Here is a 26429-nt window from a genome sequence, read left to right on the forward strand (position 1 = left end):
CCTGATTAAAGACTTGCTTGCTTAATCGTGCGATTTTCTTGCAAGAAGAATAATCATCATGATTAGGCTTTATTAACACTCTTTCTGATCTCATCTGACTAATTTAACTCATGTTTTACCGTGTTTCAAATTTTATCTTATTACGAAAATATCCTATCCATCTCCACCTAAATCACTTCATGACTTAGATGGAGTCTTTCGGACAGGAAGGATAAATTCATCTAACAAAGGAAATTTGTTCAACGCAATCGGAAGAAACCGATTAAATGCATTTTTGGAGCTTTTCGCATCCCACGTTCTAGACCGAACTTTATGCTTATGGATCGCTCTAGATAGCGTTCCGATTTTCTCAGTTCTTACCATGACAAACTCTTTTCTTGATGGCGAAAGCATGATGTAATCTTTCGAAAATAATGATTAAAAAACGGTTGTTTTACTACCTGTAGGCAGACCTTAGATTCTTCCATTTCATCAACAAGTTTCTCGAAAATTATAGTGTCTAGGGTGGGATATCTCTTTAGCACATCGAGATATGTTTTAAGCCTATCTAAGTTAACTGGTACAAATTCAAATCCATAAAATCTTCTAAACGGGTCAATGAAATTGTCATAACCAAGAAAGAAATGGATTAGCTTGAGTTCATCAAGCATCCGTTGTTTTTCTCGAACATCTAAAGTATTGTCTTTATGTAAGTCTCCGATCATGAAATAGACTAAAGCTTCTAGTTGAATCAGTTTTATTCCTTGTACCATTCTGGCACCAACATTTCGATACTCAATGCGACCAGAGCTGACATAATTCTCAATTTCACTAAGCTTACATTGCACTGTTTTACAATCGAGCAAATATTCAATAATAACCATTGTTAACCCTTATTTTTAAGGACTTGGCATACAACCAAGTGATGTTGTTCGTGAAATCCACTCTCTTTGATTTTTTTGCAAAATTCATAGGTTAGACGCTCAGGAGCAATTTCATTGATGAATGATACCAGTCTATATCTTGCATAGAAATAGCACTGATTTTTCTTAAGTAGCTCAAAGAGGTAATCATCAGGGAATAGCGACTTACACAATAGGTGTACGCGAGGGACAAAACGTAAACATCGAGGGTCTTTGTTTACAAAGTCAATCCACTTGCTCTTCTGGATATCTAAGGTGTTTGGGTGATGTTTTGTAAGTAGTGGATTGCTATCAAAGCACACCAGATGTAAATACTTACTTCTATTTTCCTCATTCAAATGCTTGAGGTTATGAGCATTAAGCATTAACCCTGCTTCTGCATTAGCGTTTCTAATGTCATCAGGAAGAAGCTGGAAGCATCGACTTTCGAGTAAAGCCTTAATGAACATACGGTCAACCATACCGCTATCGATCATTTCTGAAAGTTTGCTTTCAGGACTTTCAGGTTTGATTCTAAGGTACTCCATAATGTCGCTTGTGTTCATGACATCGGCAAAGTAAGGTACGTACCGTCTTGCTTTAGAATAGTAGTTTATTGGTTCAAAAAGATAATCTTTTACTGACTCAAAAACCTGTCTGGTTAGTAAGTGTCCGTTATTTTTAAAAAACAACTCATTGATGTATTCGCTTCGAAAATGCTTTAGAGCTTGAGGATCTTCATGATTGGACTGGTACTCACATTTGATTGCAATTGGAAGTAATTCCTTCATGAAGTCGTTATTCTTCGAATCTGGCTTAAACACCAAGCCTGATAGAATTGAGCCAAAATATGCGACCAACTCACGCCATTCAGTCTCACCATACGATGGCAAGATTTCCCCTACAAATTTCTTGTAACCCTCTGGAAAGCTCGTAAAAGTGCTTTGCAGATCTTTAACTACATCAATCGTCATCTTATAAACCTTTATAGGAAAGACATCGTCTTTCCATTAACTCAATTATTTGCTTGTCTACGGATTGTGGTGAAGTGTAAAGATTTCGCAAACCAGTATTTATCTTTCACTAAATCACTCGCATCTTCATAGCTTGGGATTGCTGGCATGTAAGAGTTACCATGACTATATAACAAATCTCTAAGCTCATGATAACGCTTTACACATTCTGACTTAGGCATGTTTTCTTCTACAATCTTACGCTGGTTAAACACAACCTGATAGTCGTCACTTTCTTCTTTGATATCTTCCAAGAAGATGTCGTATCTGAATAAAGCATCACCAACCGTGATATTGTTAAGCATCAAGTAGTCTTCTGTATTAAAATGTTTATCCGTTAGCTTCGGTGTTGATAAGCACATTTCAGTGTAAAGGATCGGATAGTAATCGAAGATCATGGTGAACTCATGATCTGTGCCGTGAAACAGTGTTAAATACTGCGCTCTAACTCCAATCATGTAATTGAAAATATGGCTAAAATAGCAATACAATCCTTCCATCGTGTATCCGTGCTTTTTAGCGAGATCTTTGATTAAATTCATGAAATCAGTTCTGATTGGAAGGACTTTTTCCTTATCAATAAAAATGTCGGAATGATGAATGCGAATAGTCACATAAATCAAGTATGAGTTAAACTCTGACAGGGACTTCCCTGGCTCTGAGGACTTCATTGCTGATAATACGGTATCAACAATTACCTTGTTCTGAGCCTTCTTGTTTTCAATTTCTTGTTTAATGGTTTGGTCGTCTTTCATACTTATCTTAACCTTAATATTTTGCATTAAATATACATAATTAAGTAACAAAGTCAATAATTAAATATCACCTTAAATATTGACTCTGACTCTAAATGATGTATTATTGAGACAATTAAAAAGGAAACCACCATGAAAAGTTTGTTTACAGAACAGTACTCAGTCACTTACGAAGCGGCTGATTTTATCTCTAAATACGAAACAGCATTGCACAGAATTTTGAATCACTATTTCGATCTAGGTTTCAATCCTTTTCATGTTGAGACTATTGTGCGTAATGATTTTGTAACGCTGATGCGACTTGTGGTTTTTGGTGAGGGAAAAACACCAAATGGCGAAATCGGAATTGATAAATCCTTTTGGGAAATTGAAGCTGTTGCTCTTCCAGATGTTGCTATGAGCCTGCTAAATGAAGATAGCGGCTTACATACTGAGGCTGGTATTGATCTGCTAAATCTATGTCGCCAAGATACCTTTCCGATTATTGATGAAATCCTTAAGAAAGGATACAGCCCTTGGGAAATTCAGGCATTATTCTCAAATAGTGCAAGTGACTTTTTCAGTTGCCAGTTTTTTTAGAAAATTAAAGTGATAAAAATGAAAACAGAATTTATTGATTTTATCCTTAGAAAAGTCTCGGAAAGTAAAAATCGTGACGTGAGTATTCTATCTGATATGCCAGCACTAAAAGACGAATGCCTATCACTATGTCGTGAAATCACAAAAGGTTATGACTCATTCTCCGTAAACTTAAAAGGTCACTGCCAACTTAATGAAGTAACAGTCAAAGATGCAGCAGCTAGTCTTTCAGGCTTCTATGATGAGAATAGTTTGGCAAAAATCCTATCTGAGCATTTAGTGAATATGACAGAGCAATCTCTGTTAATCGGTGATTGTATTACGCGTGAAGAGGTTGAGCGTTCTTACCGAATCCGCTTTGCCATGCTAGGTGATCATAAGATTAGCTTGATTACTCTTCATGACTTTACACGTAGCAATTGTCCAGGATGTGGTGATGCTCTTTTCTTCAATGCAGATCTTGAATCTAAAACGGTTAGTCTTCACGAAAGTATTCAGCCATGCAAAGTTGCTACGGATGAAATCACAGTGCGTCAACAATTCAGCTCAAATGCTGGACACTTTGTTCTTATGGATCATGATGATTTCATTGAGTTTATCCCTCAAGAAATCCGAACAGAATACCGAGACCATCATGTAAGTTTGAGTTCGCTGAAAGGTTATTCAACTTTTAGCCAGTGTTTGGGAAAGCATGGGATTGGATGTGTATGGACTCATCAAGATAATCATGCTGTATCTATTGTGAAAGTGGATGATGGATTTAATTTTGTTAGTGGTGATTCTGGTGAGCACCGAGTTACCACAACAGGTCAGAATCTATACATTGCAGACCGTGAAACCGTCTTTAGTTTGTGCGATGATGAAATGAAGTTGTATGTCGATGATTTACGCAAATTTATCGTAGAGCCAGGCACTTACGAGATTGCCGATTTTATTAATGAAAAGCCAGAGAATGAAGGTCAAGTTCTTGGCAAAATGACTAAAGTGGAGTGCTAACAATGATTCAACAAGATTCAAACGTATTCATCAATGATGATCAGGTTATCGTTCTAAAAGCAGAGCCGATTCTATCGGACAAACGCACTAATCGAATCGTATGCACTGCGGGTTTGGTCGATAATAAAAATGTCGTAGTCCTGGAAATCTCTACGTCAGAGGATAAGTCAGTATTCACTTACTTACATGCAAAAGGCGCGGCTGATTTTGCTAAGCAGGTACTTGATGCTTCACTGAAATCAACATTATGCGAAGAGTTTGATCGTCATAGAGTTGAGACTCTGTACCTCAAAAAAGAAGTGATTACTATCGAGCGCTGTGATGTTTCAAGAATTAAAGGTAGCTCATCCTATGGTGTTAGTGTGAGTATCCACAAAGCCTCTTTTCCTGTGAAAGATAATCGCGTTGTATCCTGCGACCTATCCCCTAAAAAAGCGGTTGATCTGGTAGGCATGATTCAACAAGCTATTGAAGCAATCGAAGAAGACGCGTTAGCAGAACATCGTTAATGTTCGCTAGCGAACTTTGAAAGGATTTATAATGAAGCTAGATAGCCCCTCACAAATTTTGAACTCAAATCATATCGGTATCTCAGATGTGGTTCAGATGTTTGTTGCTTGCTGCTTGCCTAAAGGAAATGAAAGCCAATGTTTGGTTATTCCTTTTGAATTTACCGTGTACATGCGCTTGTATGATGATAATGCTCAAGTAGCATTTGATAACGAGTCGGTTTTTGCTGATTTCAAGGAATACAAAAACTGTCACGTCGAGATGAATGAGGATTTTGTAGAAGCGGTTGTTCGAGTTGAGAATAAAATCTTCTTGTACGCTCCATCAAACTACATTCATGTTTGGTCTACCATTGATACCAATTCCATCGATAAAGCTCTATATGATGAATCAGGGAGCGTTTTAGCGTGGCATTTGGCTAACCATGACTCTCAATGGAGAAGTGGCGTAGAAAAATTTGAGAAAATGGTAAAACAATCACTTGCTGAACCGTTTATTAAATTGGTGAGTAAACTAAAAGTATTGGGCTTAACTGAGCCTGATTTCAGCATTACGTTTTCATCAAATCCGATTTCTGGTGCTACTAAGGTAGAAACTGTTTCGATTGATTACGATGAGTCGGCTAAAAAATATGTCTACTCTAGACAATAAGGATTGAACGATGACTATCTATTCTATTGCTTCTGCCTGTCACAGAAATCAGAAATTCGAAGATGAGCGTTACATCAATCATTTAAGCCGCGTGAGCAAGAAGGTTGCTGCTGTATTCAGAACTGATGATAAAGATGCAAACTATCTATTGCACGATATTGCTTGGCTAAAAGATGTGTTTGTGATGACTGGCTGCTCAATCGAAACTATTCATTCGCGCCTTTCTCGCTATCACTTATATGATCGAATGATGGAAGCGCTTGAAGCAATTTCTCAAAAACAAGGTGAGCAAGATAGTGATTACTTTGAGCGATGCTCAAGAAATCCTATTGCGCTTAAAGTGAAGATTGCTGAAACTATGGTTAAGGTTGAAGAGCGTATCAAGTATCAAGATATTGGAATGGCTAAATTCTACACAGACCGACTTAATCTGCTGCTGAGTATTTATGAAGAGAAACAGTTTTGATTAATACGTAGTCACGCATTCTGATTTCTTGATGGTTTAAAAAACTTAGTAAATCTACCAGTAAGAATATATTGAAAAGGTTAGACAACATCTGTCTAACCTTTTTTATTGAGTCTATGGGATTTTACTTAGAGTTCATAGAGACAGATTCTAGGTAATCTCTTCTTATCTCCCAGTATTTAAGTTCGTTATCGGTCTCATATTGGTCGTTATCAATCAACCAACGTATAGAGCCTAAGTGACCCAATTCAGCCATAAATCGAATATTACTTACTGTATCGTATAGATGCATACTATTAAGGCTAACGGTCAAGATGGCATCAAACAGATACTGTTCGTCAGAATCATCATTGATCAGTGTCCACAAGTATTTAGTAAAAAATCCGCTAAAGCTATTGACTACATCATCAGGCAAATTCAGTTTTAGGCAGTCAAGAAGTAGCTCTGATGTTCTAAGCAGATCCTCACTCAGCATTGATGAGCCTAAGAGAGAGCTGGCAAGTTCAAACTTTGGTGTTTTTAAATACTCTAAATCAATGAGAATGAAGTTGTGATAATCGTAATACTGCAAGTATTCCTTGCTCGGATCACCACGCCCCTCCTGATACTCGAAAAACGGTAGCAATAATTGATAATGATCCCTGGCTACGCCCTTTATTTGAGCTAAATGAAGTTGGATAGTGGAGTGACGAAGTAATTGAGCAGGATTCATTAGATGACTATATTGCTCAATCAACGAATCAATTTTTCCATAATCTTCACTTTCTTTGTTATAACGCAGGTAATCACGAACCATAATTGTTAAGCAGGAAAGCATTGTATCAATGTAAAGGGATACCGTTTCCTGGTCTGGGTTATCCGCTAAGATAGCATCAACATACTTCAAAGAATTTAAGGTTAAATCAACGCAATCGAGGTCTGATTTGAATCCAAAGTGACGATTTCGGCACATCTCACCGTCAGGGTGCGCCCAGCCACTTACACAGCCCCACATCTGAGAGCTAATAAACGATGCTAACCAAATAGAATTACACTCAAACCCTACCGCACTGTTAACCTCATAGACTGCGGCAACGCTAAGCATTTTTTGTCGATCAGTAATGCCTAATTGCTTTTCCATTGGTATAGATTGGATTCTATCCATAAGTACTGAGGCTGTCACATCTACAATTGTTTGATCAACAGGCTTTAAGGCTTCTATCAATTCTTCAATGGATGAGAATGAAGGATATTTCTTTTTAGAAACGAATAATGGTAAAGACAGCGATTTTATAACGTCTTCTTTTCTATCTTTCGTTAGGTAATCACGCAGGTCAGTTCTTTCGCGAGGTACAGTGTTGAGAGTGTTTCTAACTGAGTATATGGCTTCCTCTAAATTAGAGTGATAAGGAAGCACTCGTTCAGCTAAAGCGTGTAACTCGGCGCTACTGACGCATGGCTCGACCTCTTGATAGGTCAACCAATCAGAAACAAGGGTTTCAATATCCTGGTTCAAAAGGTCAGATAAATATTGCTTCGCACCTTCATCATTAAGGCTTGGTAGTAGCTGTTTAACTCTAGAAAGTATCAGGTCTAGATTTTCTTGGCTATAAGACGGTGCTATGTGTGTAATTGGGATTGTGTTACTTTGCATGATGAAAAGCCTCGGTTCTTTTTGTGTAGCTGTATCTTGATTTATGAATACTAGAAGAAAAAGTAAGCAAGTACACACAAAGCCAGGATAACTTTAAATTCGGTTGTTTTGAGGTATGAGGTAATGGACGAGCTTGTATCTTGCTCATCACGAAGACTGTTCGCAATTGAATCAGAATCAATCTTGCGACGATAAAAACTTACGTGTGCATTTTTAATGATAGGCGGAAGATGGTTGGCTTCGAAAAATGCTTTTGCTGTAACAACCCTATGGTTTGTACTGCAAATATAAAACTCACCATTTACAAGATGAAATTTCCAATCAGAATTGTTTTTGTCTTCAAGATAATAATCGGGGTTTTCTTGCAGTTGCTTTAAAGCTCGCTCGCCTCGCTTTAAAGTATGGTATTTATCACCTTCAATTGGAATCAATTCGCCCCATGTTTTTCCCTCATAATCAGGGTGGTCAGTTCCTACTACAAGATCTAGATCAACATTCAAAATGTCACTTCTTATAAATTCGTAATCACGAGAGTCGAACTCTTTTAGAGTATGATCTGAAAAGCTAAAGTTATCGACCATATCTCTTGTAAATGAAGTGATGTATGAACTCATGCAAAATCCCCAGTGAAAAATTCATTAAATATGATATCAGCTAAGGTGATGATTTAAAATGGAGAATCTTGCTTTTGGATGAGTTTAGTGATCGTGAATGTATTTAAATGACTTGGAGACTACATAGGTAGGTATTGGCGTGATAGCCCACATAAATGCAGCGGTAAAGTATGGAAGAGCGACAACTGGGTAGAACGGCGGGGTGATCGGTGCCTTTGCATGAAAAATGCTGATAGTCCAAAGCACAGCATAAGCAAGAGCGAAAACTTTAACAAAGCTTATGTGGTGTTTTTTATTCTCTATTACTTTCATATTAAAGATCCTTATTGCTCGACTATCTCAAACATATCGTTGAGCCGATTGCTTAACTTATTAATAGTCTGATTGATTTGTTCCTGTGTGGTGCTCGCTGTCGGTTTTTTTTGATTTAGTGTAATTAATTGCTTTACCGTCTGGACTAATAAAGCTTTTTGATTTGGTGTAACCTGTATTTTTTGATCATTCTTTGTATTAGGCATGTGTTACTACCCGTTAAGTCTATGTGTATGTGAAATTTGAAATAACAATATCCTCGCGAAAACCGTAACCACAACGAATCATTTGGGCTGGTAACGCCAAGCGTTGACAGCCCTTATTTAGGCGTTTGTTATATTATTCGCCACGCTCATATTCACTTAAAAGCAAATTAAAGTCGTTTGGATTACGACCAATCTGTTTAAGATAATATATGCTTTCTACTGTTAGTTTTGTTGAACAGCTTATATCTAGCATCACCGAACCATCAATGATTTTGGCGCATTTATCATCTCTGTTTCGAATCCATTTTATTTGAACAGTTTTAAGTCTCTTTGACTGTTCTTTAGACAAAAGCTTAACTGTATTTTTATATTGATCATTTAAGACTTTATCAACAACACCATAAACTTTAGAAGCGCAATACACCTGATCATAAAAATTATTAGGCGTTAAACATGCCGACCATTCATTTTTGATAATCTCTTTCTCAAGGTCTCTTATTTCACTATTTCGAATAGCTGAATACGCTGGTACTGATAAAAGAGTTAAAATTAAAATTCCTAATGTTTTTTTCATTTATTTATCCAAAATACTATAATATTAATTATATAACGATAATTATACGGCTAACAGACGATTTATATTAAAAAATATAACATTTTTTACTTACTGGTTCAATTCACAATCCTCATTAATGATCGTAGCAAGAGCTAGTTTGACTGGTTCCTTTCGGATTAACCTTTAAAACCACACCATTTTTCCATTGCTGTTTGTACTGACAAAAGTCCATTAGTATTCCATACGAATCGATACTCGTCAGCCTGCCTCCAGAAAGCAGGTTGTTATTATTCATCAACTTTAAGTCGAAACTTAAATGAGCGTAATATTTTCATGTTTCAGATAATAAATGAATAATAAATTCAAATCAATAAAGTATTGTTACACAATGTGCCATATCCATCTCCGACCTAGAAGGACGGAGCTTTTCGCGCATCTTTTATAATGGCTAGTTTTTTACCAACAATTCAAGATTGGTAAGCTCACTTTTTAATTCAATAATTCGTTCTTTAATTGCGTTTTGCTGATACTCTTTTGCAACGTTAATGTAGTGTTCTAAATCCGTGTGCTCAACAAAGACAATTTGTCTTGTCATTAGTGTTGCTGTATTACAGATTTTGCCAAAATCCGAGATTTTGACGTTTTTAACTTTTAGTGGGTTTTCATCATCAACATCTACAGGTTTAATTGTAACCTGAGTAACGCCACCCTTTGTAACTTCGTATTTTGTTACGGTTAACTTAGGCGACTTCATTTTGTAGTTGCAGCGGCTATCAGGAAAATTGAATGTGATAACGGTTAAACTGCTTCCTGTTTCTAATTTCATTGTTGTACCCTTTATTCCTGGAGCATAGCAATAACTCTAACTTTCCAATTATATGAGAGTTAGAGTATTAGTCAAACGTTTACGAATATTACAGCGCCTCTTTTGTGAACATAGTCAACAGGCTCAATTGGCTTAGTATCAGACAAAACCCAAGGCGTATTCCACTTCAATAGGTCAGGATTGTTTTTGTAATCCACCCTATGTTTAGAGAAGTGCTGATCTATCTCAGAATCAGGTATTGGTTCTAAGCAATCGGAAATCGTAGTTAAACAGATTATTTTACCTGTTCCTTGTTCAGCAATGCCAATCCTGCCACGGATTTTGGTTTTTTTACCACGCATTTCCCATGTTTTTATACCGTCTCTGATATAGTGAGCATAGGGTTTTCTCACAATCAGAACCTTATCTATTTCTTCACCGCAGACGAACATAAGCTCAATTGCTCCATAACCTCTTTATGAGGTGTATTATTCTTATCAACTATTCCTTTCGACATACTTGTACAAATACGAAGAATGGGAATAACCTTGCTATCATTTTGCGGAACATTGTTCCTAGATGCATTCGATTGTTCTCTAATCATAAAAACCTACCATTTTTGTTTTTAAGATTATATTTGAATTGACAATAAAAACAATCAACACCCATATTGACCATTAATGTCATTTATGTATAATAGGAAACACCAACATATACTCTAGCAATGATACCATCATTGCATGGGTCAATTAATTGAAGCTTCTGCTTTAGCGAGTGGGGCTTATTTTTTATCATCATTAAAAAATAACCAAGGGAATAGATTATGATTACTTTTGTTGGCGCGGTTACAACTGCTTGTTCTGCTGATAATGTTCAGCTACTTATGGAAACTTTCTATAAGCAAGGTTTTGTCGTTGTTGATGGTTCAACACTAAAATCTGAAAACAAGCTTTCCGAGCTTGCAGATATTTTGGAGCTAGGAGAAACCTTCGTATCTCAATACAACAAAACCTACTTCCCTAATAAATCTAACAGCGACAAAGTAGCAGAGATTGGCTTCAACGAAGAAAACAGAGATGACTTTGCACATCCAGTCTTTGAAGAGTCTGGGGCGCTTGGTCAGCATGTTGATGGTACTTTCTCTCCTTTAGGTGAAGTAAAAACAACGTTGCTGCTTTGTCAAAATCAGGCTGTTTCTGGTGGTGAAACTACACTGTTTAATGGCTATGGTGCAATTAAATATCTGGAATCAATTGATAGTAAGCTTGTAGATGTATTGAAGGATAAAAGCGCACTTCGCAGACGTTCTACCTTTAATGGTATCAACGAAGAAATGACAGATTGCGTGTTCGGATTGGATTCAATCTACGAACGTGAGATTATCCGACTTGCTTTCGACTCAAGTGCGGATTGGGAATCTGGATATGAACTGGTTCCAAACCTCAAAGAAGCAGTAGAACGTTTGATGGCGCTTTATAATGAACAGGGAGAATTTTTCCTTCAGTTCATGCTTAATGAAGGTGATGTGATCGTGATGGATAATACACGTATCACGCACGGAAGAACGAAGTTTACTCATGATCTTAATAATCCGCGCATGATGCATCGAAGCGTTCACCAGAAATTACCTCTGGCATCAATGGCAAAATTTTCACAAGCCGCATAAAAAATGAAAGCTGATGCATTCGCATCAGCTTTTTCTTTTATAAAAACCTTTCAGCTTTGAAAATCTTAAACCATTCTTTTACCTGTTCATCCGTGAAATCTTTATATACGGTGACAGGTTTAAGAAGTTCCTTTAGCTTCTCTCTCTTGTCAGGGGTAACTTTGTTATAGTCCAACTCTGCAAAATTCAAATGTAATAGAGTTGAAACCAAACTTTGTGTCATAGGATGACCGAAAGAACCAATTCTTGTCTGATTATCTTCATCTTTCATTTTTAGGGATAGTGTTTCAGTATCCTGACGGTTGATTGCATCTTCGATGTAATAATCGACTGCCAACTGATAATCTCCCTTAAGAATGCTTTCCAATGTTCTTTCTTGGTGGTTCAGCGGAGAAGCTTCATTAATTATAAAAGGAATCAGAATGTTCACTGAGCTTGACATTGATATTTTCTTTGTCTTTAGAGTCTCGACAATATTTTCTTTCTTATCTTCGTAAAGCCTAAAGTTTGTAAGGGTGATGTCAGCTACTAATTTAATAGCCTGTTCTTTATTTCCGACATATTTATCGCTCAATAAATAATCCAACGCATCCGTACTATTGTGCATACTAAGGCCAGCGTATGACTCGATCAAAAACTCTGTGTCCATGTCATCCATTTCCGTTAATAAGGTTTGATTGATTTTATATGTTTGACCAAGAACCTCTACATCCATAATATTTGGATTATTGTTGTAATAATGAACTGGCTTTCCTATGCAGACTAGGAATAGGCTTATTGCAATAGCCACAATTGAAGATGCATATCCAAGGATATATTGTATCAATTTTTCCTTGTCTTTTATCGTATAATAAGCAATAAATGAAATCAAAAGCGCTGAAGCTATAGATAAAACGATTAAGTTAAAATTACCGACGAATGACATGGGGCTTGAAATAAAGAGCATTTCATTCTGCAAGTCATTGAAAATCTCGGTGAATGGATTACCCACTATGCCATAAATCACCCCATTTAGTAGCAGGGGAATACAGATTAATCCTGTTAAAAAATCACTTATGCCTTTTTTAGGTTTAATTAGTAAAAGCGAAATTGTCATCAAAGTCGAAATAATTAAGCAGGTTACGAAATAATTAATACCCACCCGATAGTAATCATTCGCTTCCATAGTTACTAGATTAAACTCTTGAAATAATTTTACATCGTTTGCCATCAATATAATACTGGAAGTGTAAGTATAATAAAAAAACCCATAAAAAGACGCTAGTAAAATACGGTAAATCCAAACAGAATTTTTTATTAACTCAATTTTTTTAAGAAAATCACATATCACTATTTCTAGCTTAGTATTATTAAATGCGCTTCTTTTTATTTTTTCGGAAAGCATTATGATAAATGAAAATGATATCATTAATGCTATTGGGGAGGTTACATATACTAAACCACTGTATGATTTTAATTCTAGTGATATTGAGCTTTGATATCCTACTAACTCTCCCAACATAAAATATATAAAGGCTATGGGAGCTATTACCATAGAGAGATAAAAAATCTTACTTAGCCTATCTTGAGCTAGTTTTACACCTATTTTCATAATTTCGTTGCTTTTATTTGTTGATTTAAGTTGATTATAAGTTTTGTGCAGCTTTTGTTCAACCAATAATTAATCAAATAAAAAACCGCATCCAGAAGAATGCGGTTTTTCTATTCGTCCGCGAGTTTAGATATTCCCGTAGTGTTTCACCCTTCGAATCACCTCCGCTTGCTTCCCTGAGTTGAAAGGTCTCGCGTCTGGACTGCCGAGGTATCCGCAAACTCTTCGCGTTACAGAAACCTTTTTAGGATCGTGATTCCCGCATTTAGGGCAAACGAAGCCCTTACTTGTACAATCAAACTCGCCTGTAAAACCACACTCATAGCACTCATCAATTGGTGTGTTTGTTCCGTAGTATGGTACTCGGTCATAACTGTAATCCCATACGTTCTCAAGCGCTTCAATGTTATGCTGCATGTTAGGAAATTCACCATAACAAATGAAACCACCGCTTGATAATTCAGGGTATGGCATTTCAAAATCAATCTTATCGTAGGGGTTAACTTTCTTCTCTACGTCCAGGTGGAAGCTGTTAGTGTAGTACCCTTTGTCAGTCACGCCTTCAATAACACCAAACTCTTTAGAGTCCAATGCGCAGAATCGCGTACAAAGGTTTTCTGAAGGTGTGCTGTACAAGCTGTACCCAAACCCAGTTTCTTCTTTCCAATTGTCTACAGCCTCTTTTAGGCGCTTCACGATGGCAATCCCCTTCTCTCTTAGGAACTCACTATCGTAAATATGCTCATCTTGACCATAAAGTGCATTAATTGCTTCATGGATGCCAATGTATCCCATTGAAATTGAGGCTCTGCCGTTCTTGAAGATTTCAAAGACATTATCGTCTGGGTTCAGTCGAACACCTAAAGCTCCTTCGGTGTAAAGGATTGGTGCAACCTTAGCCTTGATATTACGTAAACGGTCAATTCGAGTTTCAAGCGCTTTGCGAACAATTTGAATTCTTTGATCAAGAATCTCAAAGAACTTTGATTCATCCCCTTTTGCCTCAATAGCAATACGAGGAAGGTTCAAGCTAACAACACCAAGATTGTTTCTTCCTTCATGAACTTCATTGCCATTTTCATCTAAGTATAAGCCAAGGAAACTACGGCATCCCATAGGTGCTTTGAATGAGCCAGTTACTTCGACAACCTTGTCATAGTTAAGAATGTCTGGGTACATTCTTTTTGACGCACACTCTAGCGCTAACTGCTTAATATCGTAGCTTGGATCGATTTTCTTGTGATTGACCCCATTTTTAATAGTAAAGAGAAGCTTAGGAAAAACAGCGGTCTTTTTGCTTTTACCTAAACCACTGATTCTATTCAATAAGATTGCTTTCTGGATTAGTCTTGACTCCCATGACACCCCTAGCCCAAAGTTCACTGACAAAAACGGTGACTGCCCATTTGCGCTAAAAAGCGTATTAATTTCATATTCTAGTGACTGAAATGCATCATAAACCTCTTTTTCTGTACGATTTATCGCGAAACCCTCTGCGTCGTCTATGCTCCACTCTCTAGCAATTTCAATATTCTTCTGATAACTGCAAGTCACATATGGCGCAAGAACCTCATCTAATCTGTTTAGAGTGGTGCCTCCATAAGTATGACTAGCAACTTGCGCAACGATCTGAGCAGTAACAGCCGTTGCCGTGTGGATTGATTTAGGAGTTTCGATCTCAGCATTACCCATTCTGAATCCATTTGTCAGCATGTTTTCTAGATCAACAATCATGCAATTAAACATAGGGAAGAATGGCGAGTAATCTAGGTCATGATAGTGAATTTCCCCAAGCTCGTGAGCAAGAACTATATCTCTAGGAAGTATATGATTTTTTGCGTAATGCTTAGAGATAATGCCAGCTAAAAGATCTCTCTGAGTAGGTATTACCTTACCGTCTTTGTTGGCGTTTTCGTTTAAGATGTCATTGTTAGTCATCGTGGTTAAGCCAACGATATCCTTGTACAGAGCAGTATTTTTATCGCGCTCGATATCACGTTCATGACGGTAATCCATGTATGCAATAGCTGTCTCTGGGAAGTGTCTTGAGAGTATTTTTTCCACCAGCTTTTGAATATCATTGATATGTAGATTGGTTGAGTCAGAATTGGTTATTAACTCAAACACTTCATTAGCTATGATTTCAGCCTTGTCACTCATTTCATCGGGAGCGACTTCCTTGGTAGCCTGGAAAGCCTTAATCACCGCATTTACAATGCAACACAAATTAAATGGAACAATATTCCCGTCACGCTTAATAACATGGATCACTTTATCGGACATTTCTAAAACCTTTATTTATTGATTGATTGATTGATTTATTTTTCAATTAATAATTATACCACTCGGGTACGGTATCAGTTTTGATTTAGCTCAATTTTGCTATAGCGATATGGCTTTACTTTGAGTCCAACTTGTGTATTATGAGAACATTATTTATATAGGAAGATATGCAATGTTTTACAGTTTCGGTCATCCAAAATCATTACTGAATCCCTATCTGCCAGCATCCTCCATGAAGCGAATTTTCAGCTTTCTGAGTGAAAACGGTGTTCAAGTAGACAGTGCTGAAGATATTACATTTCAACACCTTAAAGGTTTTGATGTAGAAACCATTACCTCATTAATCAAAGGAAAGGGTGTTCAGAAAGATATTGTTTGTGATTTTGAAGGTGCTTTCGAAGATTTTCTATTGTGGGATAACCAACCTGGTCAGCGAATCGAATTCGATAAGCAGAAAATGTCTAATCTTAAAAACGTTATGACACTTCAGGACTACCGACAAATGGAAGAGGAAGATAAAGAGACGGAGGGTACTTACGTGCTTCTCATGAACAAGCATAAAAGTGCCATTGCTCATATTTTGAAATCTTCCGATCATCCATTATCTAATGAAATTCTGGAGCTATGGAAAGAAGACATTCACTCTTCTGGTTCGACTTTAATCGGAAAGGCACCATTTATTGAATGGGAAGAGTCTGAAGGTGGATACTCGATTTCTACTCCAAACTCACGTCACAGCCCTTATGTGGACGTTTATCACCGCTGGGATTCAGTGGTTCTCAACCAAAAGGTCTCTATCATCCAAGTAGAACATGACAAGAGCTGCTTAGAGTGCGAGTTCCATATCTACCTAAATTTAGATGAGTCACCAGAATTATTGCTAGTTGGCGACTATGACTTCTCTCTAATGAACTCTTTAATTATTAAAAAGCTTCAGTCGAGAATGCCTGTAGAGGAACGCTTTGCTGTACACCCAGACAACACGAAGCTGTTCAGCACAAAAGACCTAGAAGCTATTGAGAACATGTCCACCCTTTAGGGTGGATTTGTATTTGGGTATAACTTCTTTTGAATGTTCTGGATTTTGAGAAGTCTTTCTAGGCAGGATTGATGGTACTCATAGTCAATAAGCTTTTCATCCTCACTATTAAATAAAAGAACTATGGATAATCCAGACCAAACTAAAATCATGGCAAAGGTAAAAAGGCACTTTTCGAATGATTCTAGCCAGTTGTACTCATAGAACCCGCAAATCACCCATGCCATTGTTAGAACGATAAATGCTTTAGTACCGTTCATCAGTCTAAGCTTGAAGTCAATACCCTTCTTGATATTGTCCATCTTTGATCTGTGTTTAGCAATTTCGTGTTGCATGATTTTTATTTCTCAATTAATTCTGATTTTATTACAATTTTCATATCGCTTTTCTGTTTAGCCCTTTCAAACTCTACCCATTCAGGGTTCAGTGTTTTACTCGTGGAGCAATTCATTTCTTCCGAAAATCTCTTGCAAGCGCTCTCATACGTTTGACCGCGATTGGGGCTAAGACTCCAATCCCCATCTTTTACACACTCCAAGGTCATCTCTTTAACCTTTGCATCATCACATACCTTGCTTGTAATGTATTTATCTGGAGTATCCTGCGTATTGCAACCAGTCAAAAGCAATAAAATGGACGTGATAGCTAATTTTTTCATTAATTTATTCCGAATTTTTTTGTAATTTTATTACTGAACATTGTTATTAATGTTATGCATTGTACAGAAGTTGTCGTACTCAGTGATTCTTTCTTCAAGCATATGTCTCCATCGTCTTTGCTTGTTATTGAGAGTAGAGTCAAATAAATAAAAAAACAGTGATGAAAATGGAACACCGATGAATATAGCTATCATTGATGCAATTCTGGTATCACCAATAAATAGAAAAGGCGCAAGGGAAAGAACCAGAACAAACGGAATGACAATGTAGAAAAAGCAAGAATCATATATATCGTAAATTCTTATGGTTCTAGCTAGTTTGACTATGTCCATTTCCAATTTTCTTCCTGCATTATCATTCTCTTTTTGTTTAGAAAGATTCCTTTCTCCATCTGATATAACTCTTTTCATTTACATGCTCAACATTTTCTCAGCTTTGTAATTTTGGGCTTCAGTAATGTATTCCCAGATGTCCTCAATGACATCAGATCTATCTTCAGAGAGTAATGATAGTCGTTCAGTAAGTTCATCTTTAGTGAAACCATGCACTCGCACTAAACCGCCAAATGCCTCTTCTAAGAATCCTGAAGATAATCCGCTAGTGTTCAACTTCACAGTGATAGCATCATCATCCTCATTTAACAATGGAACTAAATGATCTTCTCGTAGTGCTTCACCTGACTTTTCACTGTCTGTTCTGTATCGACCAAAAACCATAGAGCCATATAATACTTTTAAATCAATTGTTTTCATTTTAAGATCCATTTCGTTTTTATATGCGTTATTATATCTAAGTCATGATTGCAGTAAACATAAAATTAATCAATAAAGAAATTCAAGGAATTAATGATGAAAATAAAAATGCTCAGTGCCATTGCAGCTATAGTGACTCTGGCTGGATGTAGTGGCAATAGTGGTTATGACGTAGTAACGACTTATCAGATCGGTGATACGGACATTTGTGTAAACTACAAGCGAACAATCGACTTTGAAAATGATTTCTTTGAGGTTGTAAGTCGATCATACTCTTGTGAAAAAATTCTTTCTGAGGGTGTGATTACTTATACTACTTTCAATGGAAACATTGCAAAAGCCAACTCGCCAATTTACCCTATTTCAAACGATATGAACAAGATTCTTATTGATGGAAAGATTACTCATAACATTGTTGAAACGGTAACAAATGAAATTGAGACCGATCAGCTTACTATTCCTGAATATGGCAGATCAATGGATGGTTTTAAGTCAGAGACTAAATATACTTATATCAAAAAATTAACTAAAACCACTGATTACGATTTCTATCAAAATCCTGAGGGTACGTTTTACGACTTTACCGATCAAAAGTGCTACGCAATTAGCGGTATGGTTTATATGAACATACCTTGCTCAAAACTATAAAATACAGGACTTAAGTGATGGCTAAGTGTATAATTGAGCCATTGTTTTTTATGTGAATATTTTTATGGTTTTTGACGCTATTGGTAATCCATCTACATTTATAGATATGTATTGGAACTGGAAAATTCCAGTAGATATCGAGGGCATTTCCCATAACCTCGGTCTTTCAGTTGTGTGCGATAATGAGCTTAATTCTGAATTGGAAGCTAAGCTTAATATTGCAAATTCAAAGAGCGGGTTTAAAAGGTATGATTTGCATCTTAGACCTTCCATCTCAGACGAGCAAAAACGTTACATGATTGCTCATGTTATTGCTTATATCAGTATGCATCATCACTCTATCCATGAGGGGGATGCAAACTTCTTTACCATTGAGGACTTCTCTTTGGAGTCAACATCGTGGTCTATCAGAAGATGCCAACAACTTGCTTTGGAGTACATCATACCAAAAGAAGCGGTTGATTATTTGATTCTTAAAGAGAGAATCACCGATTTGTCAGCTCTAGCAAACAAACTCGGTGTCTCTGAGAATGCTGTTTATGAAAGGCTAACCCAATTGAAGTGGTTAACCATGAGTGCGGCTTAAGCTTTTCGACGGTTTTTGAAAAATTCACTGAGAGCTTTCTTTGACTCTTCTTTAGACAGACCTTTTAGGGAAAGGCTTCCATTGTTTTCTCTAGCAATATCACCAAGCAAGATTAATTTTTGGATGAGTTCTGCATTTTTTGGTTTATTCATCGTAATTTTCCTTAATGAACATCAAATTAAAGTAACAAAATGCATATAATTAATCAATATAATTTCAAGTGATGTGCAAAATATGGTTTTTTATTGTATAATCAAAAAAATATTAAATAGGTTTTTTTTATGAAATTTGAGTTGATCGATGGTGATAAGACATCTGTAGTTGAATATGATTCCATCGAAGAAATTTTAGAGAATGATGGATTCAATATTTCTTTGGTTCCTGCCAGACCAATGATCGGTGAAAAGTTGGTTTTTCCTGTTGATACTGATGCGGTTATTCAGTTGCTTTCTCACGTCAGAAATAGCTACAGAATCACAGATGAAGAAGTTGGTATTTTAAAGGATTCCTTTGGAGTAAGTCAGCTAGAAATCGGAGCCATGAGTTTGCACAACGCAATGTGTTCTGATCTTGGTAAGAAGCCACAGTATCATGATGTTAATGGTAAACGCTTCTTTATTGGTGAAAGCGTCCGTGATATTGAGGAATCGTACAAAACATCAATCGGTTTCACGCTAAACCCTCAGGACGGTGTTGTATTAACACGAGACGGTGTTGATATCTTATCAATTGAAGGGAATCTAGTATATTGCGATAACAAATGCGAAGCTGAGTCAATCGCAGATTTTGCCTCAAGAAAGCTTGTTAAATCATCAATGATCTTGGTTAATGCTGTTGAGTCAATTGTTCATGATTTAGATGATCGAGATGGAGATGTCTGTACACATCACTCTATTGATGAGATATTTGTTGTCTCTGATGTCGAGACAATTAGAAAGATTGAGGCTGAACTTAGCGAACTAACACAAAAGCTAAGACAGGAAGCTTATAAGAGCGGTGTATTTGATTACTCAGACTATACGGGAGATGTTGTTGGATTAAGAAATGATAAAGAACATCCTTTATTGTTTTCCACCGACAACTTCAATAGTAGGGTAGATTCTTCTGCTGTTATCTCTCACACCATGTTGACTCGGGACAAAAGTGAACATGTGAGTCTTATCACTTTAGATAATCGAACAATGAACGCTGCTGGCGCTATGTCTAAAGAAGGTGTTTATGCAAAAGTAAGGAATTGGAAGTCTGGTGATGTGACTGAAGTTTTCTTAAAGGCAGGCTCAACCTATAGAATTGATAATTTGGAAAAGGTAGAACTTAAAGACTTTGTTCATATAAAAGATATTAACAGTTCTGACTTTGATATGGATGTTCCATTTTAAGCTAGCTAAACCTTGTACGATTTACTAATAAATATCGCGCTATCTTTCGGGTAGCGCTTAAATTAATTATGAATATAAAAATTACGCTTTTGATAATGGCTATGGCTGTATCATTAAAAGCAATCGCCTTACCAACAGAATTTAGTGATAAAGATAAAAACCTAAGCGTTTTGGATAAGGCTGTATTGGTAAACAATCATTACAACCAATTTTCATTCGAGCTTGAGCCTGGTGAATCCGATGTATGGAAAACACCTGCTGAGTTTTCAAGAGATAAATCTGGCGATTCGGAAGACTTCGTAATTTCAAAGTTTTTTGCATTAAGTGAGCTTGGCGTGAAAAGGTCTCACATGAAACTTGCTTACGTCAATATGAAAAGTTTTAACGATCCGCACATGGTGTTGTTTGTATTTGACAGCAAATCGGACAAGCGTTACGTCCTAGATAACCTTGATAGCGAAGTAAAAGAATATAAAGAAAGGATGGATCTTAGTCTTATTTATAGTTTCGATGACAAGTACATCTGGACTAACGATGGGTTTTCTGGAGAAGCAAAACAAATTCCAAAATGGGTAGATTTGTTGAGAAATGTTGAGTAGTGGCATACTGCCACTACAATTTGGAGTTAAACAACGCAATGAAAGCCTTGAGAGAGGGCGAGTAACCTGTCAATACTATACTTGGGGTTTACCTCGTCTTTACCATAAAAAACACTTTTACCTAAATTCACAACGCTAACCTGTCCATGCTCTAGTCGAATTTCATAAACATCACCGATCTCTGCAAAATCTGATTTGATGCATCCAATGAAAATTAACTGTTTACAAGCTTCTTTAACGTAAAATCGCCCGACCATTGAGTTTGAAACAATCTCAGGATTATCTTTGGCAATGCAGTGCCTACCAAGCGAACTCCCTAGTAATTTATCGACAGAGCCATTATCAGAATCATCACCATAAATTGCGCTTACTCCGAGAGATTCAGCGGTAGTTGAGCCTAGTGACTGACTGATTTCAATTACCTCGCCACCTTCAAATACGCCTTGATACATAGGTGCTCCAACTATAATACTCATACCATTTGGAGATGACTGAGCAACATAGAATCGACCAAGCTTTGCAAGGTGGAAATCATTTGGCAATTTCATAAACTTCCTTATATTTTGGTATTCAAGGCTATTTGCGCAAAGCCAAAAAATACAGCGCAAGCAATCTCTTTATCGCTAGTATTCGCTTTTCTTTGACCAGTCAGTTTCTTTCTCTACTTTTTCATGATCAGACAGCGACTTCAGCAACAGATTTTTTGTATTGTTCTGCTTTTAAACGATATAGAGGCTTAATCATTCTTATCGCTTCATTGATGATTTGGTTGTTCTCAATAATTTTACCTGAGACTACCTGCTCACAGTAGTTAATTACAGCCTCATAAGTCCCTACAAGCTCAGTATTGGAACGAATACAGGCAGGAACAAGGGTGAATGTTAGATAGTGTTCGCCTAAGTCCAAGTCCTTTCTCGGCTTACATTGTTCAGCCCAACGATCCATGATTGAGCAAACTAAAAGCTTATCAGATTCAATCTGCTCTTTATGCGCCTGTTGATTGGCGTACTGAGCTTGCTTTTGAGGATTCCCAAACTTCTTTTTGATTTTTTGCTTCTTAGCCATTAGTAAACTCTTTATTGAATTGGATTAGATTCTTTAATTGTTGCCACTATACACAAGTTGGAAATAAGGTCAATATTTCAAAACTAAAAAGGCGCTCATCGAGCGCCATTTAATTAATAATCCCAAGATTTTGCGCTATCTAAAAAACGGCGCTCCTGCATAGTTAACTTATCGCTTTTACGGAAGCTATGACGACGAGGATTTCCACAGCCAAAGCAACTACAAACTGCCAAGTGGTCTTTTACCCTACTAGCGGATAGCTTTGCTGCTTTAATTGCTTCATCTTTACCTTCTGTGCATGAAGGCAGATACCAGGTTCCGTATAGCTTTTTAAATGCTTTATCTTTCATGCGATTTGTATGATGGATACGTAAACTTGCTTTCTTGTTTTTATGTAACATAGTGATTTCCTCTAACGCCAACACCACCGTGGTGCTGGCTATCTTCGGTTAATCACCTCACGATAAGATTTAATCATTTTACCTCTCAAATCAGTATGCATTCATTGCTTTGTGTTTTGAGTATCCGCTCTTCTCACGCTTCTTTCGAATTGCAAACCTTAGCGCTATTTTTACTTTTAGCCATTTCTATTCCTCATATGGAGTAAAATTGTTAATGGTTAGTTTTGATTGATCAAGAAACATGGCAGTGCCAATGTCACCAGTATTCATAGTCATAAAGCTGTGAGCTTTACACTTTGGACAGTCGGAACCGAGCTTGTGCTTGTCCCAAATAATTGTGCATTTGGCGCATAGTCGATTATGTTGAATTGGATTTTCATCATTCATGTGTTCTTATTATACATAGTAAAAATCTCAAAGCAACAAAAATAATTTAATTAACGGCATTTTATTTACTTTTGATATAAAATCTATATAATCTCAAACAAGGAGGGGTTATGGAAACAGAAATTCTAAAGCAAGATTTCATTATGCTTGAAGGTGAAAATGTGTGTAAAGAAGATCCTGGCTACATTGATCCTAGTAATGGAACCTTTAGTGTGCAAAGGAACTACCCTATTGAAAGACTGATTCATTTAATGGATAACTTGGAAGACTGGAAGATCTGGTTTAATGATGAAGTAAAGGACTTATCTGATATCAGAGGCGAAGAATACTTCGAAGATATGCTCAAAAACCCAATCAGAGAGCCTGTGTACATTTCTGAGATTGATGGGAAAGCTTATATCTGGGATGGTTGGCATAGAGTGGCAGCGTCAATCAAAGCAGGAAGGTTAACGCTACCAGCAGTAGTAATGAAACATTGATAGTACTCACCTATGGTGAGTTTATTTTGCTCCAGGGGCATAGCATTGTATGTATCCAGCATTTCCATGAAGTGATTCCGAGTATGCAGAAAGTGCTTCTTGAAGAGTGCCTTTGGCTACATCAATAGAATGAGTCCATTCATTGCCAATCATGAAATACCTGATCATAGCATATGATTCTTGAGTATCTTTGAATACAACAGATAAGGAGTCATCTTCAACAGATGTTTCTAAGATGGAATTAAGTTCGATTTCAGTTCTTTCTCTAAGCTCTTTCAGGGCTTTACTAAACTTCATTTCTATAATCATAAGACTTTCCTTTTTTATTATTTATTGCTCAATTATTGTACCAATAAATAAAGGGAAAGTCTCTTGATATTAATCTTTAGCCTTATACAAATGATGCTCTAGATCTTTCAAATACTCGGCACGGTATGGAGACCATGTATACCCTCGTTTTTCTAAATGCTTCACTAACTCTTGGTTATGAATGCATTCGAATTCAACGCCAGCATATTCAGAAAGGTTGTTTTCTACATGATCAAGGAATCCTGTCATAATCCCCTTTCCTCGCATGTGTTCACTGAACTCAATACTTGAAATGCAGAAGCAAGGCGGTAGCGAAGGATGTAATAGCTTTCTTACATAAATGGAACCATTATCGCTTCGAAGATATTTGTTTCTTAGTCCAAATTGCGATGATAATGATTCTTTGACGAATGAGTCATATTCTTTGATAAGAGTGTCTAGTTCACTCTGAGCTGCTTGATTCACTTACTTTGCCTCAGTTAAGTTTCTTTGCTTCCGCATACGTCAATGGCGGTTTCACTTCTGAATTACACCGATTGCAACATGATGCGCCATCTTCATGCACAGTAGCTGTTGTATCCTGCTTGCAGTATGGACAGCTAAAATCCATGATGACAAAATTTGGGTCTTCGAAAAAACGCATATTGATCTCCTAAGTATATTTAGATACTAGCATTTTTCTAAGAAAACGAAAGCACCAGAACATGATTATGATGCCTATGATTTACAGGGGTAAACCCCTGATTGGACGATTTCTGTTCTCTAACTTTGTCCAATTCTCCTTAATTGGATTCGGAGTCGGTTGATGGTTATAAGCTAGATAAGGAACGGGATATCGACAGCCAGGAATAATGTTCCAACTCAAAAATTAAAGTGAATTTCCATTCTTAGTTAGTCTTGGCTTTGACATTAAATCTTTCATCGCTTGAGTTGGTTTTGGTGGATTTTCAAGGATATTTGTCAATTTATCGAAAGATTCCTCACTAAGAAGAGTTACATTATCTTGCGATGGCTCACTCATCGACTCTGATTTTTCTAGATCTGTTTTTCTGATTTGTTGGCTCATACATATCTCACTTAAGCATAAATAACTAAATTCTGCCTGTAATTTATTATGGGTTACGGGTTAAGTCTAGATAAAAAGCCAGCTAATGCTGGCTTTGAAGGTTTTGTGATCAGCTTAAGGTATCAACCTCAAATTTCTGCTTAATTACAGAGTAATCGTACATGTTGTCTTTCACAGCTCCAATTTTGTATGCGATTTCGCCAGCTAAGCGATTCAACATGCCCTTGAACTCTTTCTCTTTGCCTGTGATGTAGTCAATCAAAGCAGCTTTGTTGTAGTTGTTCATGTTTGCAAGACCGAATGTGTCTTCAACCCACTTGGCAGCTTTTTCATTTGAACAAATCGTTTGATCGATGCGCTCATTTTTCTCTTGAACAGACTTCTTGCGCTTCGCCTGGTTTTCAGCGTCTTTAAGCTCTTTTTTTGTTAGCCTTTTTGGGACGCAATCAGAAACCATCTCAGACAAGTCACCATCACGAAGTCGGAAGTTTGAAGATGTGATATGTAGACCTGCACCTTGACGCTTAACGCTTAAGCTAGGTTCCTCTTTGTGAATTAGAGATTGGATTTCATCCAGTTCTGAATCAGATAGATGTTTGCCGACAGTAGGCAGTAGCTTTAAAGAGTTCAGTGCTGATTGTCTTAAGTAATAAGAAAATTCTTTCATGGTGCTTTCCTTCTTTATTTATTGTTTTTCATTATACATGTATAATGAATAGAGTCAATACCTTGAAGAAAAGCTTGTTCCATAACTATATCCAAAATTTAATATTGAATGAGTATAAGCAAAAGCTTCCTACTTGATAATTGATAGCTCTACGGGCAAAAATCATCGTCAAGATCACATTGCTTTCTTAGGTTGATTAAAGCATCTTCAATGGTTGTACCGCTGGAGTAGGCTCCGCCCATTGAGTAGTCTTCCATTTCCCAAATTTAACCATTAAAAGTTGCAGATACAGAATCCCAATAGCTCCCTTGCTTTGTGTCAAAGCAAACACATAAAGGGTTACAGGGATTGTATTCAGAGCTTTCTACCCAATAGCGCCAAGTGCTCCATCTAAATCTAATGAGCCTAAGCGAGTTAATTTAGGTGGTGGTGAAAGGCGCACCACCACGAAGTGGTGGCTTTAATCAAAACCTTCCTGCTGATCCAAATACTGTTTTACGATGTCTAGCGGCGCACCTCCACAACTAACCAAACAATAGCTCCTGCTGTAAAAAACGGGCTTCCAGTAAAACTTACCCAAGTGCTCAGAAAACTCCTTTCTTACCAGTCTTGATGTGGCAGTTTTTAGACTATTCACCATTTTACTTGGTTGTATTTTAGGATTTGCAGAAATCAATAGATGAAGGTGATCGGGTTCTCCATTGCATTCTAAAAGCTCGCAATCCCAAGTTTCCAGTAACCTTTTATATTGTGATTCTAAGTATGCAGCAACCTCTGGCGTGATACAGCGACGACGATATTTAGTCACAAGAACTAAATGATAGTGAATATTGAAAACGCTGTGATGTAGCGTGTTTAGGGTTTGTTTTTTCATAA

Annotated in this window: 38 protein-coding genes; 12 read left to right on the plus strand and 26 right to left on the minus strand. The window is 36.9% G+C overall.

Annotated features, from left to right (window positions below; translation table 11 throughout):
- Positions 1–356: 356 nt before the first annotated feature.
- Genes AACT42_RS10040 through AACT42_RS10050 form a run of 3 tightly spaced genes read right to left on the minus strand, consistent with a single transcriptional unit; the run spans position 357 to position 2649 of the window.
- Positions 357–863: a hypothetical protein gene (locus AACT42_RS10040; protein ID WP_094133297.1), complete on the minus strand. Its 507-nt coding sequence runs from the start codon at positions 861–863 to the stop codon at positions 357–359.
- A 2-nt stretch (positions 864–865) separates the two neighbouring features.
- Complete coding sequence (locus AACT42_RS10045; RefSeq protein ID WP_094133296.1) at positions 866–1855, minus strand: hypothetical protein; 990 nt, start codon at positions 1853–1855, stop codon at positions 866–868.
- A 41-nt stretch (positions 1856–1896) separates the two neighbouring features.
- A complete protein-coding gene (locus AACT42_RS10050) occupies positions 1897–2649 on the minus strand; it encodes a hypothetical protein (protein ID WP_094133295.1) in 753 nt (250 codons plus the stop codon).
- Positions 2650–2781: 132 nt separating this feature from the next.
- Between AACT42_RS10050 and AACT42_RS10055 the strand changes: the two genes are divergently transcribed.
- Genes AACT42_RS10055 through AACT42_RS10075 form a run of 5 tightly spaced genes read left to right on the plus strand, consistent with a single transcriptional unit; the run spans position 2782 to position 5851 of the window.
- A complete protein-coding gene (locus AACT42_RS10055; RefSeq protein ID WP_094133294.1) occupies positions 2782–3228 on the plus strand; it encodes a hypothetical protein in 447 nt (148 codons plus the stop codon).
- Between the two features lie 18 nt (positions 3229–3246).
- Positions 3247–4224 (plus strand): hypothetical protein, encoded by a 978-nt coding sequence (locus AACT42_RS10060; protein WP_094133293.1) that lies wholly within the window; start codon positions 3247–3249, stop codon positions 4222–4224.
- A 2-nt stretch (positions 4225–4226) separates the two neighbouring features.
- Positions 4227–4733, plus strand: a complete 507-nt coding sequence (locus AACT42_RS10065; RefSeq protein ID WP_094133292.1) for a hypothetical protein — start codon at positions 4227–4229, stop codon at positions 4731–4733.
- A 31-nt stretch (positions 4734–4764) separates the two neighbouring features.
- Positions 4765–5385 (plus strand): hypothetical protein, encoded by a 621-nt coding sequence (locus tag AACT42_RS10070; RefSeq protein WP_094133291.1) that lies wholly within the window; start codon positions 4765–4767, stop codon positions 5383–5385.
- A 10-nt stretch (positions 5386–5395) separates the two neighbouring features.
- Positions 5396–5851 carry a hypothetical protein gene (locus tag AACT42_RS10075; protein ID WP_021485933.1) on the plus strand — a complete coding sequence of 152 codons (456 nt, stop codon included), beginning with the start codon at positions 5396–5398 and terminating at the stop codon, positions 5849–5851.
- A gap of 124 nt (positions 5852–5975) precedes the next feature.
- Here the strand turns inward: AACT42_RS10075 and AACT42_RS10080 are convergent, their stop codons facing one another.
- The 7 genes from AACT42_RS10080 to AACT42_RS10105 form a co-directional block, all read right to left on the minus strand.
- Positions 5976–7484, minus strand: a complete 1509-nt coding sequence (locus AACT42_RS10080; RefSeq protein ID WP_094133290.1) for a hypothetical protein — start codon at positions 7482–7484, stop codon at positions 5976–5978.
- A gap of 50 nt (positions 7485–7534) precedes the next feature.
- The gene (locus AACT42_RS10085) at positions 7535–8098 is read right to left on the minus strand and encodes a hypothetical protein (RefSeq protein WP_048516303.1); all 564 of its coding nucleotides are present in this window, start codon (positions 8096–8098) and stop codon (positions 7535–7537) included.
- Between the two features lie 84 nt (positions 8099–8182).
- Entirely contained in the window at positions 8183–8410 is a 228-nt protein-coding gene (locus AACT42_RS10090) for a hypothetical protein (protein ID WP_094133289.1), read from the minus strand.
- Positions 8411–8749: 339 nt separating this feature from the next.
- A complete protein-coding gene (locus AACT42_RS10095; protein ID WP_094133287.1) occupies positions 8750–9190 on the minus strand; it encodes a lysozyme inhibitor LprI family protein in 441 nt (146 codons plus the stop codon).
- 115 nt (positions 9191–9305) lie between these two features.
- Positions 9306–9467: a zinc ribbon domain-containing protein gene (locus tag AACT42_RS24795; RefSeq protein ID WP_445286091.1), complete on the minus strand. Its 162-nt coding sequence runs from the start codon at positions 9465–9467 to the stop codon at positions 9306–9308.
- Between the two features lie 153 nt (positions 9468–9620).
- Positions 9621–9998 (minus strand): hypothetical protein, encoded by a 378-nt coding sequence (locus AACT42_RS10100; protein WP_094133233.1) that lies wholly within the window; start codon positions 9996–9998, stop codon positions 9621–9623.
- A 71-nt stretch (positions 9999–10069) separates the two neighbouring features.
- Positions 10070–10390 (minus strand): ASCH domain-containing protein, encoded by a 321-nt coding sequence (locus AACT42_RS10105; protein ID WP_176432198.1) that lies wholly within the window; start codon positions 10388–10390, stop codon positions 10070–10072.
- Between the two features lie 410 nt (positions 10391–10800).
- Here AACT42_RS10105 and AACT42_RS10110 point away from each other — a divergent pair, with 410 nt between their 5' ends.
- A complete protein-coding gene (locus AACT42_RS10110; protein WP_094133234.1) occupies positions 10801–11643 on the plus strand; it encodes a TauD/TfdA family dioxygenase in 843 nt (280 codons plus the stop codon).
- A 37-nt stretch (positions 11644–11680) separates the two neighbouring features.
- Here AACT42_RS10110 and AACT42_RS10115 read toward each other — a convergent pair whose 3' ends face one another.
- On the minus strand, positions 11681–13234 hold the full coding sequence (locus AACT42_RS10115) for a hypothetical protein (protein ID WP_094182763.1): 1554 nt from the start codon (positions 13232–13234) through the stop codon (positions 11681–11683).
- 126 nt (positions 13235–13360) lie between these two features.
- Positions 13361–15517: an anaerobic ribonucleoside-triphosphate reductase gene (gene nrdD, locus AACT42_RS10120; protein WP_094132728.1), complete on the minus strand. Its 2157-nt coding sequence runs from the start codon at positions 15515–15517 to the stop codon at positions 13361–13363.
- Between the two features lie 172 nt (positions 15518–15689).
- Between nrdD and AACT42_RS10125 the strand changes: the two genes are divergently transcribed.
- Positions 15690–16556, plus strand: coding sequence for a hypothetical protein (locus AACT42_RS10125; RefSeq protein ID WP_094132726.1), 867 nt, complete (start codon positions 15690–15692; stop codon positions 16554–16556).
- On the opposite strand, the gene AACT42_RS10130 is transcribed toward AACT42_RS10125, so the two are convergent.
- Genes AACT42_RS10130 through AACT42_RS10145 form a run of 4 tightly spaced genes read right to left on the minus strand, consistent with a single transcriptional unit; the run spans position 16553 to position 17967 of the window.
- Positions 16553–16891 carry a hypothetical protein gene (locus AACT42_RS10130; protein ID WP_094132724.1) on the minus strand — a complete coding sequence of 113 codons (339 nt, stop codon included), beginning with the start codon at positions 16889–16891 and terminating at the stop codon, positions 16553–16555. The genes AACT42_RS10125 and AACT42_RS10130 overlap by 4 nt on opposite strands.
- A gap of 5 nt (positions 16892–16896) precedes the next feature.
- The gene (locus tag AACT42_RS10135; RefSeq protein WP_094132722.1) at positions 16897–17214 is read right to left on the minus strand and encodes a hypothetical protein; all 318 of its coding nucleotides are present in this window, start codon (positions 17212–17214) and stop codon (positions 16897–16899) included.
- Positions 17215–17244: 30 nt separating this feature from the next.
- Positions 17245–17625, minus strand: a complete 381-nt coding sequence (locus tag AACT42_RS10140; protein WP_094132721.1) for a hypothetical protein — start codon at positions 17623–17625, stop codon at positions 17245–17247.
- A complete protein-coding gene (locus AACT42_RS10145) occupies positions 17626–17967 on the minus strand; it encodes an STAS-like domain-containing protein (RefSeq protein WP_176432200.1) in 342 nt (113 codons plus the stop codon).
- 93 nt (positions 17968–18060) lie between these two features.
- Here AACT42_RS10145 and AACT42_RS10150 point away from each other — a divergent pair, with 93 nt between their 5' ends.
- Together AACT42_RS10150 and AACT42_RS10155 are read left to right on the plus strand one after the other, a co-directional pair.
- Positions 18061–18615: a hypothetical protein gene (locus tag AACT42_RS10150; protein ID WP_141193195.1), complete on the plus strand. Its 555-nt coding sequence runs from the start codon at positions 18061–18063 to the stop codon at positions 18613–18615.
- Positions 18616–18667: 52 nt separating this feature from the next.
- Entirely contained in the window at positions 18668–19201 is a 534-nt protein-coding gene (locus AACT42_RS10155; protein ID WP_141193194.1) for an ImmA/IrrE family metallo-endopeptidase, read from the plus strand.
- Here AACT42_RS10155 and AACT42_RS10160 read toward each other — a convergent pair.
- The gene (locus AACT42_RS10160; RefSeq protein ID WP_155399584.1) at positions 19198–19353 is read right to left on the minus strand and encodes a hypothetical protein; all 156 of its coding nucleotides are present in this window, start codon (positions 19351–19353) and stop codon (positions 19198–19200) included. The genes AACT42_RS10155 and AACT42_RS10160 overlap by 4 nt on opposite strands.
- 129 nt (positions 19354–19482) lie before the next feature.
- On the opposite strand from AACT42_RS10160, the gene AACT42_RS10165 reads away from it, so the two are divergent.
- Together AACT42_RS10165 and AACT42_RS10170 are read left to right on the plus strand one after the other, a co-directional pair.
- Positions 19483–20580, plus strand: a complete 1098-nt coding sequence (locus AACT42_RS10165) for a hypothetical protein (protein ID WP_094132713.1) — start codon at positions 19483–19485, stop codon at positions 20578–20580.
- Positions 20581–20681: 101 nt separating this feature from the next.
- The gene (locus tag AACT42_RS10170; RefSeq protein WP_176432201.1) at positions 20682–21179 is read left to right on the plus strand and encodes a transglutaminase-like cysteine peptidase; all 498 of its coding nucleotides are present in this window, start codon (positions 20682–20684) and stop codon (positions 21177–21179) included.
- A gap of 26 nt (positions 21180–21205) precedes the next feature.
- On the opposite strand, the gene AACT42_RS10175 is transcribed toward AACT42_RS10170, so the two are convergent.
- The 3 genes from AACT42_RS10175 to AACT42_RS10185 all read right to left on the minus strand — a co-directional run bounded on the left by AACT42_RS10175 (position 21206) and on the right by AACT42_RS10185 (position 22645).
- Complete coding sequence (locus AACT42_RS10175) at positions 21206–21727, minus strand: hypothetical protein (protein ID WP_094132710.1); 522 nt, start codon at positions 21725–21727, stop codon at positions 21206–21208.
- Positions 21728–21854: 127 nt separating this feature from the next.
- The gene (locus AACT42_RS10180) at positions 21855–22244 is read right to left on the minus strand and encodes a hypothetical protein (RefSeq protein ID WP_094132708.1); all 390 of its coding nucleotides are present in this window, start codon (positions 22242–22244) and stop codon (positions 21855–21857) included.
- A 113-nt stretch (positions 22245–22357) separates the two neighbouring features.
- Positions 22358–22645: a hypothetical protein gene (locus AACT42_RS10185; RefSeq protein ID WP_094132706.1), complete on the minus strand. Its 288-nt coding sequence runs from the start codon at positions 22643–22645 to the stop codon at positions 22358–22360.
- Positions 22646–23142: 497 nt separating this feature from the next.
- Here AACT42_RS10185 and AACT42_RS10190 point away from each other — a divergent pair, with 497 nt between their 5' ends.
- Positions 23143–23511 (plus strand): hypothetical protein, encoded by a 369-nt coding sequence (locus AACT42_RS10190; RefSeq protein WP_094132702.1) that lies wholly within the window; start codon positions 23143–23145, stop codon positions 23509–23511.
- Between the two features lie 21 nt (positions 23512–23532).
- On the opposite strand, the gene AACT42_RS10195 is transcribed toward AACT42_RS10190, so the two are convergent.
- From AACT42_RS10195 to tnpA, 6 genes are all read right to left on the minus strand, one after another.
- Positions 23533–23820 carry a hypothetical protein gene (locus AACT42_RS10195; RefSeq protein WP_053312548.1) on the minus strand — a complete coding sequence of 96 codons (288 nt, stop codon included), beginning with the start codon at positions 23818–23820 and terminating at the stop codon, positions 23533–23535.
- A 69-nt stretch (positions 23821–23889) separates the two neighbouring features.
- Entirely contained in the window at positions 23890–24285 is a 396-nt protein-coding gene (locus AACT42_RS10200) for a hypothetical protein (protein WP_094132700.1), read from the minus strand.
- 10 nt (positions 24286–24295) lie between these two features.
- Positions 24296–24463 carry a hypothetical protein gene (locus AACT42_RS10205; RefSeq protein WP_176432202.1) on the minus strand — a complete coding sequence of 56 codons (168 nt, stop codon included), beginning with the start codon at positions 24461–24463 and terminating at the stop codon, positions 24296–24298.
- Between the two features lie 225 nt (positions 24464–24688).
- On the minus strand, positions 24689–24886 hold the full coding sequence (locus AACT42_RS10210) for a type II toxin -antitoxin system TacA 1-like antitoxin (protein ID WP_053312550.1): 198 nt from the start codon (positions 24884–24886) through the stop codon (positions 24689–24691).
- Positions 24887–24995: 109 nt separating this feature from the next.
- Positions 24996–25553: a hypothetical protein gene (locus AACT42_RS10215; protein ID WP_094132698.1), complete on the minus strand. Its 558-nt coding sequence runs from the start codon at positions 25551–25553 to the stop codon at positions 24996–24998.
- Between the two features lie 460 nt (positions 25554–26013).
- Entirely contained in the window at positions 26014–26427 is a 414-nt protein-coding gene (tnpA, locus tag AACT42_RS10220; RefSeq protein ID WP_094132696.1) for an IS200/IS605 family transposase, read from the minus strand.
- Positions 26428–26429 lie beyond the last annotated feature (2 nt).

The sequence above is a fragment of the Vibrio sp. V15_P4S5T153 genome (genome assembly GCF_963874485.1).
Lineage (GTDB): Bacteria > Pseudomonadota > Gammaproteobacteria > Enterobacterales > Vibrionaceae > Vibrio > Vibrio anguillarum.